The following is an 18,752-nucleotide window of genomic DNA, read 5'->3' as shown; positions in this document are numbered from 1 at the left end:
TTCGGGAACATCGCGCCAACCGTTTAAATGCGTGATTACAACAGCCATGATTGAATACCCGTTACGTGTGAACTTGTGTACTAGTTAACGGGTTCAGGGCGGAAATGTCAATACACTTTTTCACTGACCGTGAAAATCGTTATCATGCTGGCCGGTTTAGTTTTTGCAGGAGTTCTCTTGAGCGATATCGCCCGTTTCCCGGTTTATGATTTACACAGCCACACGCGTGCCTCCGACGGCTTACTGACCCCAGCCGCCCTGGTGCAGCGAGCGGTTGAGATGCGCGTCGGCGTACTGGCGATCACCGATCACGACAGCGTTGCAGGGGTAGATGAAGCGCAGCAAACGGCAATCGATCACGATTTACCGATAAAAGTGCTGGCAGGCGCAGAAATCTCCACCCTGTGGGAAAACCATGAGATTCACATCGTGGGACTGAACATTGATATCCGCCATCCGGCGATGGTGGCGTTTCTGGCCGGACAACATGCCTGTCGGCAAGCACGTGCAGAAGAGATTGGTGAGCGACTGGCGAAGGCACGTATCCCGGATGCGCTGGCGGGAGCCACGCGACTGGCTGATGGCGGCATCATTACCCGCGGTCACTTTGCCCGCTTCCTGATTGAGCAGGGTAAAGCAGAGAATATGGCGCAGGTGTTCAAAAATTATCTGGCGCGTGGCAAAACCGGTTACGTGCCGCCACAATGGTGTACAATTAAACAAGCTATTGATGCTATTCATCATTCTGGTGGCTGCGCCGTGCTAGCGCATCCTGGCCGTTACGGTTTATCGGCAAAGTGGCTCAAACGGCTGGTCGCCCATTTCCGCGAAGTGGGCGGTGATGCGATGGAAGTCGCGCAGTGCCAGCAGCCACCTAATGAGCGCACGACGCTGGCGCAATACGCCAGAGATAATGAACTGGCCGCATCACAAGGTTCTGATTTTCATCAACCCTGTCCGTGGATTGAACTGGGCCGCAAACTCTGGCTGCCCGCGGCGGTTGAGCCGGTCTGGGAGCGCTTCCCGGATCTGGCTCCCAGCCTGGCAATCACGGAAAGGTGACACGAGGTTTCTATGAGTCAATTGTTTCATATTCATCCGGACAACCCGCAGCCTCGCCTGATTAATCAGGCGGTTGACTACCTGAACAAAGGCAGCGTCATTGTTTATCCAACCGATTCCGGCTATGCGCTGGGCTGTCGGCTGGAGGAGAAGGGCGCGATGGAGCGTATCTGTCGTATCCGTCAGCTCGACGGGCACCACAACTTTACCCTGATGTGCCGGGATCTCTCTGAGCTGTCGGTCTATTCGCAGGTGGGCAACTCAGCGTTTCGCCTGCTGAAAAACAACACGCCAGGCAACTACACCTTTATTCTCAAGGCGACCAAAGAGGTGCCGCGCCGCCTGATGAATGAAAAACGTAAGACCATTGGTCTGCGCGTGCCCTCTAATCCCGTGGCGCTGGCGCTGCTGGAAGCACTGAATCAGCCGATGATGTCGACCTCATTAATTCTGCCGGGCAACGATTTCACCGAGTCCGATCCGGAAGAGATCCAGCACAGCATCGGCAAGCTGGTCGATCTGATTATCGACGGCGGCACGCTGGGCCAGCAGCCGACCACGGTGGTCGATCTGACCACCGATGCGCCGGAAATTGTGCGTGAAGGGGTGGGCGATACCCGCCCGTTCCTGTAAGCCCTCAGGCTCAGGCACCGCGTGTCGGTGTCTGGGCCAGATTCGACTCTAGCCAGCTTTTAAACTGGCCGTAAGGAATATAAAGTGACACATCTTTCAGGATCACTTTGTTATTACGCCCATTTTTAATCGAGTCAGAATAGCCAACAATCACGCCGCCCAGCGTATCATCACGGTTATAAACGCCGCCGCCCGACATCCCCTGAACAACACCTGCATTGGAGGCCATGGCTATACAGGGACTTTTATTCCAGTTATTCCGAATAGCCGTACGGGCTAAATTAACTCCGGTCGATTCAACCGGCATCGCTGAAATAAAACTGTAGCCATACATTTTAACCGGATCGCCGATGTCGCTGCTGCGGAACTTAGTCAGCGTGCTGGCGTCATTCTTGTGATAAATAATCGCAAGGTCGCAATAAGGGTGATAAGACTTGACGCGCTGCACGGCAGTTTTGGCAACGTGCGCAGCTGTCAGGCTATATTCAGGCGTCAGAGGAATGCTGGTGCCCAGTGTGCCGAGACCGAGGATCGTCGGAATGCCAGTCACGCTCATATCTACGTGCTGCATCGCCGTACGACTGTACTCAGTATGGCCCACAGAACACCCGCTCAGCACCAGTGCAGCAAGCACCGGGCACAGCAACAGGTTTTTCATGATGGGTTTCTTTATTCAGGCATGTCGGGAAATCCCTGGTGAAGATTTTTGACATGCAAGCAAGGTTCATCACTGAACCGTATTAACGCAACAACTCCGGATGCGCCGGTTTATTGGATTAATCTAAAAAGACTATTTTTATAAACGAATAACAAAAGCCGGACTTCATTGTTGCAGGACCCCTCTGTCGTGAGTCCTGCTTTTTATTGTGCTACAGGAATAAAGTATATCAGCTTAATAGTGTCGTACAATTTATTAAAGCTAATAAGAATCAAATGTCCTTGAAAATAAGGCCTTAAATAAATCTGCGTTAGAAAAAATCTGGGTTTTTTGTATTTACCGAGCGGTTATAATGGATTAAGTCATTAAAACAGTTGTTTGTGCTAACTTTAATGTTTTTTTAAGAAGAATAAAAGCAAGGGAAAACCAGCGAAAGTGTAAGATAGTGTTAAGGTTTTTATCACCAGAACATTACGTTGATGAAACTAAAGTGGTTAGAAAATTTAATTGTCATCAGCTATAAAGTTTTTAATACATGCATTTTATTAATCTTATTCCTGTCAGATGCACGGGGATTATTTAAATCAGCGTCAGATATTATCAGATCTAAAACTATCAGAGGCTGACCCTTCTTAATTCGCTTCAGACCCACTCATAAAGCGCGTTACTTCAGGGGTAAATGCCTGTATAATGGGGCCGAATTAATAGGTTAACCTGTTGATTCAGAAAGAATTATCACCCTACCGTGACGCCTGGGAAGGCGACAAAGAGGAAGCTCAATGAGCGAAAAGTTACAGAAAGTCTTAGCGCGTGCCGGTCATGGCTCGCGTCGTGAAATCGAATCAATGATTGCCGCTGGCCGTGTCAGCGTCGACGGCAAGATCGCCACCCTGGGCGACCGCGTTGAAAGCAGCAAATCTCTGAAAATCCGTATTGATGGCCATCTGGTCTCGATTGCTGAATCAGCAACCGAAGTTTGCCGCGTGCTTGCTTACTACAAACCAGAAGGTGAACTCTGTACCCGCAGCGATCCTGAAGGGCGCCCAACGGTATTTGACCGTCTGCCTCGTCTGCGCGGTTCACGCTGGATTGCCGTTGGCCGTCTGGATGTGAACACCTGTGGTCTGATGCTCTTCACCACTGACGGTGAACTGGCGAACCGCCTGATGCATCCGAGCCGTGAAGTGGAACGTGAATATGCGGTGCGCGTCTTTGGTCAGGTCGACGATGATAAAATTCGTCAGCTGAGCAAGGGCGTTCAGCTGGAAGATGGCCCGGCTGCCTTTAAAACCCTGAAATTTGGCGGTGGAGAAGGGATCAACCAGTGGTACAACGTGACCCTGACCGAAGGACGCAACCGTGAAGTGCGTCGTTTATGGGAAGCGGTCGGCGTGCAGGTCAGTCGTCTGATGCGTGTTCGCTACGGCGATATCACCTTACCAAAAGGCCTGCCACGCGGTGGCTGGACCGAACTGGATCTGCCTGCGGTTAACTACCTGCGTAATCTGGTGGAGATGGATGATGAAACGGTTACCAAACTGGTGGTCGAAAAAGATCGTCGTCGCACCAAAGCGAACCAGATTCGTCGTGCCGTGAAACGTCACAGTAAAGTGAGCAGCACCCCACGTGCACCACGCCGCAATCCGGGCAGCAAACGTAACTCCGGTTAATCACGTTGCCCGATCGCTAAAAACGCAGCCCCAGGGCTGCGTTTTCTTTTTCTGTTACCAGTCAATTCCCTGCTGAGCCTGTATCCCGGCATCAAAAGCGTGCTTAACCGGCCGCATCTCAGTCACCGTATCCGCCATCTCAGTCAGGCTGCGATGACAGCCACGTCCGGTAATGATGACGCTCTGATGCGCCGGGCGCTGTTGCAGGGCCGCTATCAGCTCTTCCAGTGGCAGATAATCCATGCTGACCATATAGGTGATTTCGTCGAGCACCACCAGATCCAGCTGCTCATCGGCCAGCATCCGTTTTGCATGCTGCCACACCGCCAGACAGGCAGCGGTATCCGTTTCGCGGTTCTGCGTATCCCAGGTAAAGCCGGTTGCCATCACCTGAAATTCAACACCGTGCTGTTCCAGCAGGTTTCGCTCGCCATTCGGCCAGTCACCTTTAATGAACTGGATAGCCGCCACGCGTTTGCCATGACCGGTGGCGCGGAGTGCGGTGCCAAAGGCCGCAGTCGTTTTGCCTTTGCCATTGCCGGTAAAGACCATCAGGATGCCACGAACCTCCGTGGCTGCAGCAATACGCGCATCTACCTGTTCTTTTAACCGTTGCTGACGCTGTTGATGACGATCCTCAGCCATTATTCAGCGGCTCCCGGTTTTCTGCCTGGCTGGGCATCAAAGCTGATCCCGGTTTTGCGACGGCTGTCATCACCCATCAGATAAAGGTAGAGCGGCATCAAATCGGCAGGGGTTTTCAGCTTATTGGCATCTTCCTGCGGGAACGCGCTGGCACGCATTTTGGTTCGCGTCCCGCCCGGATTAATACAGTTCACCCGCAATGCCTGCGTTTTATACTCATCAGCCAGTACCTGCATCATGCCTTCGGTAGCAAATTTAGAGACGGCGTAAGCCCCCCAGCCCGCGCGACCGGTACGGCCCACGCTGGAGGTGGTAAACACCAGTGAACCGGCATCAGATTTTAACAGCAGCGGCAACAGCGCCTGCGTCAGGAAGAAGGTGGCGTCCAGGTTGATGTTCATCACCTGCTGCCAGACCTGTGGGTCGAGCTCAGCCAGCGGCACAATCTCACCGAGGATACCGGCGTTATGCAGCACGCCGTCAAGACGCGGAAACTGCTGTGCCAGCTGTTCTGCCACCTGCTGACAACGTTCCGGTGTCGCTTCGGCCAGATCGAACACCACAGTGTGAGCAGGACAGAGATTGAGTTGATTGATCGCCTGTTCGACCTGCTGAAGCTTCTCAGGGTTACGGCCCATCAGGATCACTTCTGCGCCATAGCGGGCATAAGTCAGCGCCGCTTCCCGGCCAATGCCATCTGAAGCGCCAGTGACCAGGATAATGCGATGATTGAGCAGGTCGCTTTTCGGTTGATAATGCACAGCGGGGTCCTCCAGCGAAAACAGCATGATTCCGCTTTATGCCTGAATTTACGAATGGGCGCAATCGCCAACCCACGCATTCTGTGCCAGCTGCTGGCATTTCAGGCGACGAAGCGGGGCAAAACGGCTAAACTGGCGAACTGTTTTTGATTCTCAGTTTACTAAGGCGACCTATGGATTTTATTTCAACGTATGGACTGTTTTTAGCGAAAGTGGTGACACTGGTGGTTGCCGTCGCTGTGATTGTCATGATTGTGATGAATGCCGCGTTACGCAAACGGGCACAAAACGGTCAGCTTCGACTGACACATCTGGATGATGACTATCAACAGATGAAAGAGGATTTGCAGCTGGCAAAAATGAAGCCTCAGGCACAAAAAGTCTGGCTGAAAAATCATAAGAAAAGTGAAAAGCTGAAAGCCAAAGCGGAAAAGCAGGCGGCGAAGCAGGGGCAGACAGACAGTGCGAAGCCCACGCTCTATGTACTCGACTTCAAAGGCAGCATGGATGCCCATGAGGTGACTTCACTGCGCGAAGAGATTTCAGCCGTGCTGGCCGTCAAGCAGCCTGGCGATGAAGTGCTGCTGCGTCTTGAAAGCCCTGGCGGCGTGGTTCATGGCTATGGCCTGGCAGCCTCGCAGCTGCAGCGTCTGCGCGATCAGGGTCTGCGCATCACGGCGGCCGTGGATAAAGTGGCGGCCAGCGGCGGCTACATGATGGCCTGCGTAGCCGATCGTATTGTGGCGGCACCTTTCTCGATTATTGGCTCCATCGGCGTGGTCGCGCAGATCCCCAATTTCAACCGCCTGCTGAAACGGAACGATATTGATATTGAGCTGCATACCGCCGGACAGTACAAGCGCACGCTGACGCTGTTTGGTGAAAACACCGAAGAGGGACGTGAGAAATTCCAGGAAGATCTCGACGAAACGCACCTGCTGTTCAAGCAGTTTGTCCACCAGATGCGCCCGTCACTCGACATCGATCAGGTGGCAACCGGTGAACACTGGTATGGACGCCAGGCGCTGGACCTCGGACTGGTTGACGAAATCGGCACCAGCGATGATCTGATCATCCGTCAGATGGATAAATTCAGCGTGCTCGGCGTGCATTATGCCCGCCGCCGTAAGGTGATGGATCGATTTACGCAGAGCGCCGGCTCGGTGGCAGAGCGCCTGCTGCTGAAACTCTGGCAGCGCGGCGAAAAGCCACTGCTCTGATGATGCGAAACCCGGCCTGCGCCGGGTTTTTTCATTCCAGGTGGTAGAGCGGCGACAGCTCCACGGCAAGGTGTTTGAACACGTTAAACACCGCCGTGGTTTTAGCCGTCGGCACTCCATCGGCATCGAGAAAAAACGGTCCGCGAAATACCAGCACTTCTCCCTGCTGAATCACCTCATCCGCCTGCATTCCCGCTAAATAATCATCATGTTCTTTGATCAGCGCATTGGCCTTTTCCAGCAACGCCTGGCGGGAAATAGCCTGAGTTGAACTCTGCATTTATTGACTCCTGTTTGACAGTACTCCAATCCTTTCTATATTACTGGCGAGTCACACGCTGTGACAAATCGGTGTAATCGATGAAAACCTGGCGTAAGTCCGGGCTGAGTGCTAATTAAGTTGCGTAACAGATTTTATCAGGTAGAGTGTGGGCGATTCCGATTTCAGGGATTTTGCACCAGGATGTGCGATGAGTTCAGATAGAAAAAGCACTCTTTATCATGCAGTTGCATAACGCCACATCATCTGATCTGAGATTGACCCCTCCGCCTTGAAATGTTAAACAGGCGCAGCAATATTGAACCCATTGGGTTTTTGGGCATCCAATCCTCTCCCGTTAAGCAGGATGTTTTCATTAGGTAAAGGTAAATATGGGTAAAGCACTCGTTATTGTTGAGTCCCCGGCAAAGGCTAAAACAATCAATAAATACCTGGGTAGTGATTACGTGGTTAAATCCAGCGTGGGTCATATCCGGGATCTGCCGACCAGTGGTTCAACCGCGAAGAAAAGTGCTGACGCCTCGACAGATAAGAAAGTCAAAGACGCTTCGACTGACAAGAAAGTCAAAAAAGTTAAAAAAGATGAGAAGGCCGCACTCGTCAGCCGCATGGGTGTTGACCCCTATCACGGCTGGGAAGCGGACTATCAGATTCTGCCCGGCAAAGAGAAAGTGGTCGCCGAACTGAAGGCGTTAGCCGCCAATGCTGACCACATCTATCTCGCAACCGACCTTGACCGCGAAGGGGAAGCCATTGCCTGGCACCTGCGGGAAGTGATTGGTGGTGATGACTCGCGCTTCAGCCGCGTCGTGTTTAACGAAATAACCAAGAATGCGATTCGTCAGGCGTTTGAAAAGCCGGGCGAACTGAATATTGATCGGGTTAATGCTCAGCAGGCGCGTCGCTTTATGGACCGCGTGGTGGGCTACATGGTCTCGCCACTGCTGTGGAAAAAGATCGCTCGTGGTCTCTCTGCCGGACGTGTGCAATCCGTTGCCGTTCGCCTCGTGGTGGAACGTGAACGTGAGATTAAAGCTTTTGTTCCCGAAGAGTACTGGGAAGTTAATGCCGCGCTGACCACGCCGAAAGGCGATGAGCTGTCGATGGACGTGACGCACAAAGGCGATAAAGCCTTCCGTCCGGTCAACCGCGACGAGACGTATGCCGCCGTCGCGCTGCTGGAAAAAGCGCGCTATGAGATCGTGGATCGTGAAGATAAGCCGACCAGCAGCAAGCCGGGCGCGCCTTATATCACCTCGACACTGCAGCAGGCTGCCAGCACCCGTCTCGGCTTTGGCGTTAAGAAGACCATGATGATGGCCCAGCGGCTGTATGAAGCGGGCCACATTACTTATATGCGTACCGATTCGACCAACCTGAGTCAGGATGCGGTCGCCATGGCGCGTGGCTATATCGAAAGCAATTTCGGTAAAAAGTATCTGCCTGAAAACGCCATAACTTACGCCAGCAAAGAGAACTCCCAGGAAGCGCACGAAGCGATTCGTCCTTCTGATGTGGAAGTGGTGGCGGAAAAGCTGAAAGATATGGAAGCGGATGCGCAGAAACTCTATCAGCTGATCTGGCGTCAGTTTGTTGCCTGTCAGATGACACCAGCAAAATATGACTCCAGCACCATTACTGCCGCCGCCGGTGATTTCCGGCTCAAAGCGAAAGGCCGTATTCTGCGTTTCGACGGCTGGACCAAAGTGATGCCTGCGCTGCGTAAGAATGATGAAGATCGTACGCTGCCTGCGGTAAGCGTGGGTGATGTTCTGGACCTGCAACAACTGCTACCCGGTCAGCACTTCACCAAGCCACCGGCGCGCTTCAGCGAAGCGTCACTGGTGCGCGAGCTGGAGAAGCGCGGAATTGGTCGTCCATCCACCTACGCCGCCATTACCTCGACGATTCAGGATCGTGGCTACGTACGGGTTGAAAACCGCCGTTTTTATGCGGAAAAAATGGGTGAAATCGTCACCGATCGTCTGGAAGAGAACTTCCGCGAACTGATGAATTATGATTTCACCGCCCGCATGGAGAGCAACCTTGACCAGGTTGCCAATAACCAGGCGCAATGGAAAGCGGTACTCGACTACTTCTTCACCGATTTTACCCAGCAGCTTGAACTGGCTGAGAAAGATCCTGAAGAGGGCGGGATGCAGCCGAACCAGATGGTGCTGACCTCGATTGACTGCCCGACCTGTAGCCGTCCGATGGGGATTCGAACTGCCAGTACCGGCGTCTTCCTGGGCTGTTCCGGCTATGCGCTGCCACCTAAAGAGCGCTGCAAACAGACCATCAACCTGATCCCGGAAAATGAAGTTCTCAATATTCTGGAAGGGGATGATGCTGAAACCAACGCCCTGCGTGCCCGTCGTCGCTGCCAGAAGTGTGGCACGGCCATGGACAGCTACCTGATCGATAACGAACGTAAACTGCATGTCTGTGGTAATAACCCGGAGTGTGATGGTTACGAGATTGAGAAGGGCGAATTCCGCATCAAAGGCTATGACGGCCCGGTAGTGGAGTGCGAGAAGTGTGGTTCGGAGATGCACCTGAAGATGGGACGCTTTGGTAAGTACATGGCGTGTACCAATGAAGAGTGCAAAAACACCCGCAAGATCCTGCGTAGTGGTGAAGTTGCTCCGCCGAAAGAGGATCCGGTTCCGCTGCCAGAGCTGGCGTGTGAGAAGTCAGATGCTTACTTCGTGTTGCGTGACGGTGCGGCGGGCGTTTTCCTCGCGGCCAACACCTTCCCGAAATCACGCGAGACGCGTGCGCCGCTGGTGGAAGAGCTTCAGCGCTTCAAAGATCGTCTGCCTGAGAAGCTGAAATATCTGGCCGACGCGCCAGCAGCCGATCCGGAAGGCAACAAAACGCTGGTGCGGTTCAGCCGCAAGACCAAACAGCAGTATGTCTCCTCAGAAAAAGAGGGCAAGGCAACCGGCTGGTCCGCCTTCTATATAGATGGCAAATGGCAGGAAGCGAAAAAGTAATCCCTGAAGGCCAGCGCTCGCTGGCCTTTTTCTGAGCCTTATATCAATCCGTTCTACTCTCTCACTTAAACTGATATAGTTGTTATAGCATTTCCGACCTTTCCTGATGCATAGCATCTCTTTACCCTCGCGACTATACGTCAACCGGGGATGCGACTCTGTAACTTACCGGGATGGAATAGATATGAAATTACAGCAGTTGCGCTATATCGTTGAAGTGGTCAATCACAATCTCAACGTCTCTTCGACGGCGGAAGGTCTCTACACCTCTCAACCCGGCATCAGTAAACAGGTGCGTATGCTGGAAGATGAACTGGGCGTGCAAATCTTTGCCCGCAGCGGTAAACATCTCACCCAGGTCACGCCTGCAGGGGAAGAGATCATCCGTATAGCGCGTGAAGTACTCTCCAAAGTGGATGCGATTAAATCGGTAGCCGGTGAACACACCTGGCCTGATAAAGGCTCGCTCTATGTCGCAACCACGCACACCCAAGCTCGCTACGCGCTGCCTGGTGTGATCAAAGGATTTATTGAGCGCTATCCTCGCGTCTCTTTGCATATGCATCAGGGTTCTCCAACCCAGATCGCCGAAGCCGTCTCCAAAGGTAATGCGGATTTTGCCATCGCCACCGAAGCCCTGCATCTCTATGACGATTTAATCATGCTGCCGTGCTACCACTGGAATCGGGCGATTGTGGTGACTGCCGATCATCCGCTGGCCGGAAAAGGGCAGGTCACCATTGAGGAGCTGGCCGAATATCCGCTGGTGACCTACACCTTTGGCTTTACCGGGCGCTCAGAACTGGATACGGCTTTCAATCGTGCAGGTTTAACGCCACGCATCGTCTTTACCGCGACCGACGCCGACGTAATCAAAACTTATGTCCGCTTAGGTCTGGGGGTTGGTGTTATCGCCAGCATGGCAGTAGATCCGGTGGCCGATCCTGACCTGATTCGCATTGAAGCCGCCGATATCTTTACCAACAGCACCACTAAGATTGGATTCCGCCGCAGCACCTTCCTGCGCAGCTATATGTATGATTTTATCCAACGTTTTGCACCGCACCTGACGCGCGATGTGGTAGATACTGCGGTTGCGTTGCGCTCCAATGAAGACATTGAAGCGATGTTTAAAGATATCAAACTGCCGTTTAAATAGAATTTAACCTCCCCGCGTAAACATAAGGCTGCCTGGTGCAGCCTTTTTTGTCTCCAGGCTTTAGCGCCAAATGAGACTCAAAAGTTTTTATGATTTTTTTGTAAATGAAACATTGATCACATGTTTCCTCATCGGGCTTTCTTAAATGCGAATTACAACACATTTTTAACTATGTCACTTTGCGGCTTGCCAGGAATATTCCCATACTCCAGTTAAGAGCTAACGTGGGAAGCCAGTAAACATAAGGTTCTTAAGTGTTATCTATAGTTTTGAGTGGATCTGTTTTTAAATTAACTCAAATTTTTTAGCGGGTTTTTTAATTAAATATTAGTTCCGGTATTAATGATTTCTTACGTTACCTGAGCTCATTGATTAATACCGTTAATCGTTGTACTCAATAAAAATAACTGGATTTTTGGCCTTAACGCGTTTAGGATTCCTCCTAAATCTTAATCGATGTTATCAATCATTTTGTTGAGAGTGATTATCAAAAACTATGAATACACGACTGACTGTACAACCGGGTTTCCCGGCAAAAAGCACCAAGGTTGAGCGTACCGGCAACACTCGTCGCAAAGCCTGGTTAACCGTATTCGCTGCCTCTGCGCTGTTTTGGGTAGTTGTCGCGTTAATGATTTGGCGTATCTGGGGCTAAAGCCATGTGGGCAAATACACTCAGCCATAAACGTTCCCTGACCTCGGGTCAGCACAAGACGGTCTCCTGTAAAGGAAAAGAACCCCTTGCAAAGGACGAAAAAGTGTCTATCCCCGATTCATGGGATTTGAGTGATAACCAGAGACTTTTTATTGAGTCGTTTCTGGACCCTAAAAACAAATAACGTTGTCAGACCATTTCTTCGTCACTGTTCTTTTAAAACCGGAATTTCCGGTGGGCCTATAAATGCCCTTACCACATCCTGTTCGACCAAAGGGTGTCGCCTCTTTCTATAAGGTGACCGCAAAAACTTTTACGCCCGATTCCGGCGAAGGAGTGAACCAAATGAATATTATTAAAATGTCCTGGCTCAGCGCGTATGCATTCTCCTTTGCGTTCTGGTCTGCGGCGGTGTGGATAACCCTGTAATTTGAATTAAAATCACCTTTTCATGATGCCTCGTGACTTCACGGGGCATTTTCGTTTGCGATCGATTGTAGCAATTTGTGTTGTAATCAAAACGTTAACGAAATTGTGGTCTATCTTTAACATAAACCTTTGTCTCTCTGAGGTTTAAAGACCATGAATGAAAGGAGGAGCTATGTCGTCTACCCTACGCGAGCAGAGTCAGGAAGTACTGCAGGTCGACACCAAAAAATATCACATCTTCAGTCTTCCCCATGCTGCTCAACACCTCGGCAATATCGATCGCCTGCCAAAATCCCTCAAGGTCCTGCTGGAAAATTTACTGCGCTATCAGGATGGTGACTCTGTTACGACGGAGGACATCCAGGCGCTGGTTGACTGGCAAAAAGATGCCCACGCCGATCGTGAAATTGCCTACCGGCCAGCCCGTGTATTAATGCAGGACTTTACTGGCGTGCCTGCGGTAGTCGACCTTGCTGCGATGCGAGAAGCAGTGAATCGGCTAGGCGGCGATGTGGCGAAAGTCAATCCGCTGTCACCGGTTGATCTGGTTATCGACCACTCGGTGACTGTCGACCATTTTGGCAATGATGACGCCTTTGAAGAGAACGTCCGGCTGGAGATGGAGCGAAACCATGAGCGCTACGTCTTTCTCCGCTGGGGCCAGAAGGCGTTTGATAAATTCCGCGTGGTGCCGCCGGGCACCGGTATTTGCCATCAGGTGAACCTGGAATATCTCGGCAAGGCGATCTGGCATGAAACCGTGAATGGTGAAGAGTACGCCTGGCCCGATACCCTGGTCGGTACGGACTCTCACACCACCATGATCAACGCGCTTGGCGTGCTGGGGTGGGGAGTAGGGGGAATCGAAGCCGAAGCCGCCATGCTCGGTCAGCCTGTCTCAATGCTTATCCCGGATGTGGTGGGTTTCAAACTTACCGGCAAACTGCGGGCGGGTATTACGGCAACCGACCTTGTGTTGACCGTCACCCAGATGCTGCGTAAGCATGGCGTCGTCGGTAAATTCGTTGAGTTTTATGGTGATGGCCTGGCCGATTTGCCGCTGGCAGACCGCGCAACCATCGCCAATATGGCACCGGAATATGGCGCGACCTGCGGATTCTTCCCGGTTGATGACGTCACGCTGAGCTACATGACCCTGACCGGACGCGATGCTGAGCAGGTAGCGTTAGTGGAAGCCTATGCCAAAGCGCAGGGGCTGTGGCGCAATCCTGGCGATGAGCCGCGTTTTACCAGCACACTGGCGCTGGATATGAACGAGGTGGAATCGAGTCTCGCAGGACCAAAACGTCCGCAGGATCGGGTGTCGCTGGGCGATGTGCCCGCCGCGTTTGATGCCAGCAATGAGCTGGAAGTGAATCAGGCGCAGAAACCCCATAAAAACGTTGAGTATACCGACAGTGATACCGGGCTGACGCATAAGCTGACCGATGGGGCGGTGGTGATCAGTGCGATTACCTCCTGTACTAACACTTCCAACCCCAGCGTCTTAATGGCGGCCGGTTTACTGGCGAAGAAAGCGGTCGAGCGGGGTCTGAAACGTCAGCCGTGGGTCAAAGCCTCGCTGGCACCCGGTTCTAAAGTGGTTTCAGACTACCTGGCCGTCGCGCAACTGACCTCTTATCTCGACGAGCTGGGCTTTAATCTGGTTGGTTATGGCTGCACCACCTGTATCGGTAACTCCGGCCCGCTGAAAGATGAAATCGAGTCTGCGATCAAAGCAGGCGACCTTACGGTGGGTGCTGTGCTGTCCGGCAACCGCAACTTTGAAGGCCGTATTCATCCGCTGATTAAAACCAACTGGCTGGCGTCGCCGCCGCTGGTGGTGGCCTATGCGCTGGCGGGTAACATGAAGATCAACCTGCAGACCGAGCCGCTGGGCCACGATCGTCAGGGCCAGCCGGTCTACCTGAAAGATATCTGGCCTTCGCCGGAAGAGATCGCTACGGCCGTGCAGCAGGTCACCAGCGACATGTTCCATAAAGAGTACGCTGAAGTCTTCGACGGTACGCCAGAGTGGCAGGAGATTAAGGTGAGTGAAGCCGCGACTTACGACTGGGATGAGGGATCGACTTATATTCGTCTGTCGCCTTTCTTTGACGATATGGAGAAAGAGCCTAAGCCGGTGCAGGATATTCGCGGTGCGCGGGTGCTGGCCATGCTGGGCGACTCGGTCACCACTGACCATATCTCACCGGCGGGCAGCATTAAAGCGGAAAGTCCGGCCGGACGGTATCTGCTGTCACACGGCGTGGAGCGTACAGACTTTAACTCCTATGGTTCGCGTCGCGGTAACCATGAAGTGATGATGCGTGGCACGTTCGCCAACATCCGTATCCGCAATGAAATGGTGCCCGGCGTGGAGGGCGGTTATACCCGACACTACCCAAGTGGCGAACAGCTGGCCATCTATGATGCGGCAATGAAATATCAGGCGGAAGGCGTGCCGCTGGCGGTCATCGCGGGTCTTGAGTATGGCTCTGGTTCAAGTCGCGACTGGGCGGCGAAAGGACCACGTCTGCAGGGGGTCAGGGTAGTAATTGCGGAATCTTTTGAGCGTATTCACCGCTCAAACCTGATTGGGATGGGCATTCTGCCACTGGAGTTTCCGCAGGGCGTGACCCGCAAAAGCCTGGGGCTGACCGGTGAGGAGCGCATTGACGTGGAAAATCTTCAGGCACTGACGCCTGGCTGCAGCGTTAAAGTGACGCTGACCCGTGCCGACGGCAGTAAGGAAGAGCTGGACACTCGCTGTCGCATTGATACCGGTAATGAGCTTACCTATTACCGCAATGACGGCATCCTGCACTACGTTATCCGCAATATGCTGGACTGAAAAAAAGCCGGGGAAACCCGGCTTTTTTTATGTAGCTTACAACGTCTGTAATAAGAAGCTGTGAGACCGTGGCTGCACAGGGAGCACGGTCAGATCGGAAAGACGCAAAAGCCGTGATCCATGACATGCCCGGCCCGCGCAATTACGCACCTCATCCCTGAGGTGCGCCCGTACCGGGCCAACGCTTTGCGTTGTTCAAAAACGCTCCCGGCGTTTTTATCCGGGCGGCGGGACGCTTTCTTCTTCTGACCGTGCCCCCTGCGCGTTGAGCTAATCCGTTGCTTGAGGATTCTCTCAGATTGGGCTTCTTAAATGGTCAGATGCCAGTGAATCCCAGCTTATTTATGACTTCGGCAGCAGATGCCCCATCTTTTCCGCTTTCGTATCCAGATAGTGCGCATTCTTAGGATTACGTCCCACGACCAGCGGCACGCGTTCAACAATGTTGATCCCGGCTTCGCTGAGGATCTCCACTTTACGCGGGTTATTGGTCAGCAGACGCACTTCATTGACGCCCAGCAGTTTGAACATATCGGCGCACAGCGTGAAGTCGCGCTCATCGGCGGCAAAGCCCAGCTGATGATTCGCTTCTACCGTGTCATACCCTTTGTCCTGCAACGCATAGGCGCGGATCTTATTCAGCAGACCGATGTTACGGCCTTCCTGACGGTGATAGAGCAGTGCGCCGCGACCTTCTTCTGCGATGGCATTGAGGGCGGCTTCCAGCTGAAAACCACAGTCGCAACGCAGGCTGAAGAGTGCATCGCCGGTCAGGCATTCAGAGTGAACGCGCGCCAGTACCGGCTCGTTATCATTAATATCGCCAAAAACCAGTGCAACGTGGTCATGTCCGGTTGCCAGTTCTTCAAAACCAACCATCAGGAAATCTCCCCATGGCGTGGGCAGTTTGGCTTCTGCCACCCGTTTAAGCTGCATGTGACTCTCCAGAACCTTCAGAGGATGCACTATCATCATGATAGTGCACAGGCCAGTGTGGCCCGACAAACGTGCAATATTGTGCCACAACCCGCAAGCGGGCTGGTAATCTCTGACACCAATTGCAGTGATAAAGCACAATTATCCAATCGGCAACGGTTATGTTATTCTTTTTTAAGCTAAAGTTATGCAATTGCTCTCTTTTGACGCCGGGATAAGGGAAGAGGATGTTTAAGATTTCGCGTCGTACCACCTTTGGAATGCTGCTGCTGCTGATCATGCCGGTTGCGGTCTGGCTGAGCGGCTGGCGCTGGCAACCAGGCGAAAGCAATGCGCTGCTGAAAGGTCTCTTCTGGATGACCGAGACCGTCACCAACCCCTGGGGCATTGTTACCAGCGTCGTGCTGAGTGCCTGGATGCTCTGGTGCCTGCGCTTTCGGCTGAAGCCAGCCATCCTGCTGTTGCTGATCATGAACGCCACCATTCTGGCCGGGCAATACACCAAATCCTATATCAAAGAGCAGATTCAGGAGCCGCGTCCCTATGTGATCTGGCTGGAACAGCATCACGGGCTGGATGAAAAGACCTTCTACGAGATGAAGCGCAAACAGCGTGGCGAGATGGTAACCTCACTGATTGCCGATGAGACGCAGATCCCAGGCTGGCTGAAACGGCACTGGGCGTTTGAAACCGGTTTCGCTTTCCCGTCGGGACATACTATGTTTGCCGCCAGCTGGGCGCTGCTGGCATTGGGTCTGCTCTGGCCGCGTCGGCACTATAAAACTGTGGTGGTGATCTTTCTGTGGGCCACCGGCGTAATGGCGAGTCGTCTGCTGCTGGGCATGCACTGGCCACGGGATCTGGCGATGGCAACCATACTCTCCTGGCTACTGGTCACCATTGCCACCTGGCTGGCGCAGCGATTCTGTGGCCCGCTGACGCTGCCGCCGGAAGAGCAAAAAGAGGTGGCGCAGCGGGAGCCCTGATTGTAATTCACCCGTAAGACCCCATATTATTAGACGGGCCTGCGTAAAAGCGGCCCGCCCGATGCTGCTGGGAGCAGCATTTTTGCTGGAGTTTTGGCATAATTCTACCCGACAACCTCACAACAGGATGCACTGTGAAATATTTGCTGATTTTTTTAGTGGTACTGGTCATTTTCATTATTTCCGTCACCCTGGGTGCGCATAACGATCAGGTCATTACATTTAACTATCTGCTGGCGCAGGGTGAGTTCAGCATCTCGACCTTACTGGCATCCCTGTTTGGCGCAGGTTTCGTGCTTGGCTGGATCATCTGCGGTCTGTTCTGGTTACGGACCCGCGTCTCCCTGGCGAATGCCAACCGGAAAATTAAGCGTATGCAGACCCAAATCGAGCAGAGTACTACCCTGGCGACCACGCCATCTTCTCCGGCTGGCCGGGAATAATCCCTGATGCATGAATTGCTGTTTCTGTTACTGCCGGTGGCGGCAGCGTATGGCTGGTATATGGGCCGTCGCAGCGCGCATCAGGATAAGCAACAGGAAGCCAACCGACTGTCACGTGAATATGTCGCTGGCGTAAACTTCCTGCTCTCCAATCAGCAGGACAAAGCGGTCGACCTCTTCCTTGAGATGCTGAAAGAGGACAGCGGCACGGTTGAAGCACACCTGACGCTGGGCAATCTGTTCCGTTCGCGCGGGGAAGTCGACCGCGCCATCCGCATCCATCAGGCTTTAATGGAAAGCGCCTCCCTGAGCTATGAGCAGCGACTGCTCGCCGTACAGCAACTGGGCCGCGACTATATGGCGGCGGGCTTATATGACCGCGCGGAAGACATGTTTAAGCAGCTCACCGATGAAACTGACTTTCGGGTGGGTGCGCTGCAGCAGCTGCTGCTGATCCACCAGGCAACCAGCGACTGGCAGCAGGCGATTGAAGTCGCAGAGCGGCTGGTTAAGCTTGGCAAAGAGAAGCAGAAAGGCGAAATAGCCCACTTCTACTGCGAGCTGGCTCTGCAGGCGATGAGCAGCGACGATCTCGATCGTGCCATGAGCCTGCTTAAGAAAGGGGAGTCGGCCGATCGCAACAGCGCACGTATCTCGATCATGATGGGCCGTATCCTGATGGAAAAAGGCGATTACGCTAAAGCGGTGGGCCATCTGCAGCGGGTGCTGGACCAGGATAAAGAGCTGGTGAGTGAAACGCTGGGGATGCTGGAAACCTGTTTCCAGCAGCTCAATCAGCCCGACGCCTGGTCAGAGTTTCTTCATCGCTGTGTTGAAGAGAACACCGGCGCAGCGGCGGAGCTCTATCTGTCTGACATCCTTGAGCAGCAGCAGGGGCCCGAAGCGGCCCAGAATTACATCAGCCGTCAGCTGCAGCGTCATCCTACCATGCGGGTGTTCCACCGCCTGATGGATTTAAACCTGCATGAGGCGGAAGATGGCCGCGCGAAAGAGAGCCTGATGGTGTTGCGCGACATGGTTGGCGAACAGATCCGCACCAAGCCGCGCTATCGCTGCCAGAAGTGTGGCTTTACCGCCCACGCACTCTACTGGCACTGCCCATCCTGCCGCACCTGGTCTTCAGTTAAGCCCATCCGTGGCCTCGACGGCCAGTAAACCGGCCGTTACAGCTGCACTGTTAATAGCTCATTATAGTTACAACATACTATAGGTTGAGTTAGCTTACAGACCTCAGCGACAGTGCATAATTTGCCAGGCAGAAGGGCAATGGCGATTGTGATGGTCAGACACCGCAGGTAGAATGCTTGCCGTTTGTCTATTGCGCCTGCGGGCGCCTGTTGCAGA

16 protein-coding genes and 1 other annotated feature (1 of these 17 running past the window's edge) are annotated in these 18,752 nt (G+C 53.2%); of the genes, 11 read left to right on the top strand and 5 right to left on the bottom strand.

Annotated features, from left to right (window positions below; all coding sequences use genetic code 11):
• Positions 1 to 24 (bottom strand) — a sequence feature (Trp leader region); it reaches 78 nt to the left of the window's first position.
• A gap of 153 nt (positions 25 to 177) precedes the next feature.
• Positions 178 to 1,062 carry an RNase RNM gene (rnm, locus tag ACK13D_RS05820; RefSeq protein ID WP_010244449.1) on the top strand — a complete coding sequence of 295 codons (885 nt, stop codon included), beginning with the start codon at positions 178 to 180 and terminating at the stop codon, positions 1,060 to 1,062.
• A 12-nt stretch (positions 1,063 to 1,074) separates the two neighbouring features.
• Positions 1,075 to 1,695, top strand: a complete 621-nt coding sequence (locus ACK13D_RS05815; RefSeq protein ID WP_003853883.1) for an L-threonylcarbamoyladenylate synthase — start codon at positions 1,075 to 1,077, stop codon at positions 1,693 to 1,695.
• Positions 1,696 to 1,705: 10 nt separating this feature from the next.
• Here ACK13D_RS05815 and ACK13D_RS05810 read toward each other — a convergent pair whose 3' ends face one another.
• Positions 1,706 to 2,353 carry a hypothetical protein gene (locus ACK13D_RS05810; protein WP_010244455.1) on the bottom strand — a complete coding sequence of 216 codons (648 nt, stop codon included), beginning with the start codon at positions 2,351 to 2,353 and terminating at the stop codon, positions 1,706 to 1,708.
• 779 nt (positions 2,354 to 3,132) lie between these two features.
• Between ACK13D_RS05810 and rluB the strand changes: the two genes are divergently transcribed.
• Positions 3,133 to 4,023 carry a 23S rRNA pseudouridine(2605) synthase RluB gene (gene rluB / locus ACK13D_RS05805; protein WP_010670251.1) on the top strand — a complete coding sequence of 297 codons (891 nt, stop codon included), beginning with the start codon at positions 3,133 to 3,135 and terminating at the stop codon, positions 4,021 to 4,023.
• 54 nt (positions 4,024 to 4,077) lie between these two features.
• Here rluB and cobO read toward each other — a convergent pair whose 3' ends face one another.
• Together cobO and ACK13D_RS05795 are read right to left on the bottom strand one after the other, a co-directional pair.
• Positions 4,078 to 4,668: a cob(I)yrinic acid a,c-diamide adenosyltransferase gene (gene cobO / locus ACK13D_RS05800; protein WP_111533853.1), complete on the bottom strand. Its 591-nt coding sequence runs from the start codon at positions 4,666 to 4,668 to the stop codon at positions 4,078 to 4,080.
• On the bottom strand, positions 4,668 to 5,429 hold the full coding sequence (locus ACK13D_RS05795) for a YciK family oxidoreductase (protein WP_010244466.1): 762 nt from the start codon (positions 5,427 to 5,429) through the stop codon (positions 4,668 to 4,670). The genes cobO and ACK13D_RS05795 overlap by 1 nt, the downstream gene beginning before the upstream one ends.
• 173 nt (positions 5,430 to 5,602) lie before the next feature.
• Between ACK13D_RS05795 and sohB the strand changes: the two genes are divergently transcribed.
• On the top strand, positions 5,603 to 6,649 hold the full coding sequence (gene sohB / locus ACK13D_RS05790; protein WP_010244469.1) for a protease SohB: 1,047 nt from the start codon (positions 5,603 to 5,605) through the stop codon (positions 6,647 to 6,649).
• Between the two features lie 31 nt (positions 6,650 to 6,680).
• Here sohB and ACK13D_RS05785 read toward each other — a convergent pair whose 3' ends face one another.
• The gene (locus tag ACK13D_RS05785; RefSeq protein WP_167423074.1) at positions 6,681 to 6,929 is read right to left on the bottom strand and encodes a YciN family protein; all 249 of its coding nucleotides are present in this window, start codon (positions 6,927 to 6,929) and stop codon (positions 6,681 to 6,683) included.
• A 371-nt stretch (positions 6,930 to 7,300) separates the two neighbouring features.
• Between ACK13D_RS05785 and topA the strand changes: the two genes are divergently transcribed.
• The 4 genes from topA to acnA all read left to right on the top strand — a co-directional run bounded on the left by topA (position 7,301) and on the right by acnA (position 15,022).
• Positions 7,301 to 9,925, top strand: a complete 2,625-nt coding sequence (topA, locus tag ACK13D_RS05780) for a type I DNA topoisomerase (protein ID WP_418795907.1) — start codon at positions 7,301 to 7,303, stop codon at positions 9,923 to 9,925.
• Positions 9,926 to 10,109: 184 nt separating this feature from the next.
• Positions 10,110 to 11,084 carry an HTH-type transcriptional regulator CysB gene (cysB, locus tag ACK13D_RS05775; RefSeq protein WP_003853865.1) on the top strand — a complete coding sequence of 325 codons (975 nt, stop codon included), beginning with the start codon at positions 10,110 to 10,112 and terminating at the stop codon, positions 11,082 to 11,084.
• A gap of 496 nt (positions 11,085 to 11,580) precedes the next feature.
• Positions 11,581 to 11,739 (top strand): YmiA family putative membrane protein, encoded by a 159-nt coding sequence (locus tag ACK13D_RS05770; protein WP_071778593.1) that lies wholly within the window; start codon positions 11,581 to 11,583, stop codon positions 11,737 to 11,739.
• A 601-nt stretch (positions 11,740 to 12,340) separates the two neighbouring features.
• Positions 12,341 to 15,022 (top strand): aconitate hydratase AcnA, encoded by a 2,682-nt coding sequence (acnA, locus tag ACK13D_RS05765; RefSeq protein ID WP_033769164.1) that lies wholly within the window; start codon positions 12,341 to 12,343, stop codon positions 15,020 to 15,022.
• Positions 15,023 to 15,364: 342 nt separating this feature from the next.
• On the opposite strand, the gene ribA is transcribed toward acnA, so the two are convergent.
• The gene (ribA, locus tag ACK13D_RS05760) at positions 15,365 to 15,958 is read right to left on the bottom strand and encodes a GTP cyclohydrolase II (protein WP_010244482.1); all 594 of its coding nucleotides are present in this window, start codon (positions 15,956 to 15,958) and stop codon (positions 15,365 to 15,367) included.
• Between the two features lie 227 nt (positions 15,959 to 16,185).
• Here ribA and pgpB point away from each other — a divergent pair, with 227 nt between their 5' ends.
• From pgpB to lapB, 3 genes are all read left to right on the top strand, one after another.
• Positions 16,186 to 16,944, top strand: a complete 759-nt coding sequence (gene pgpB, locus ACK13D_RS05755) for a phosphatidylglycerophosphatase B (protein WP_010244484.1) — start codon at positions 16,186 to 16,188, stop codon at positions 16,942 to 16,944.
• 134 nt (positions 16,945 to 17,078) lie between these two features.
• Positions 17,079 to 17,387 carry a LapA family protein gene (locus tag ACK13D_RS05750; protein WP_010670247.1) on the top strand — a complete coding sequence of 103 codons (309 nt, stop codon included), beginning with the start codon at positions 17,079 to 17,081 and terminating at the stop codon, positions 17,385 to 17,387.
• A 6-nt stretch (positions 17,388 to 17,393) separates the two neighbouring features.
• Positions 17,394 to 18,563, top strand: coding sequence for a lipopolysaccharide assembly protein LapB (gene lapB, locus ACK13D_RS05745; protein ID WP_010244490.1), 1,170 nt, complete (start codon positions 17,394 to 17,396; stop codon positions 18,561 to 18,563).
• Positions 18,564 to 18,752: the final 189 nt, after the last annotated feature.

Origin of the sequence: Pantoea sp. K16, from assembly GCF_048452805.1 — a bacterium.
In the GTDB taxonomy this organism is placed as follows: domain Bacteria; phylum Pseudomonadota; class Gammaproteobacteria; order Enterobacterales; family Enterobacteriaceae; genus Pantoea; species Pantoea agglomerans.
The sequence above is the reverse complement of the archived record's forward strand: the minus strand, read 5'-3'. Positions and strand labels throughout refer to the sequence as shown.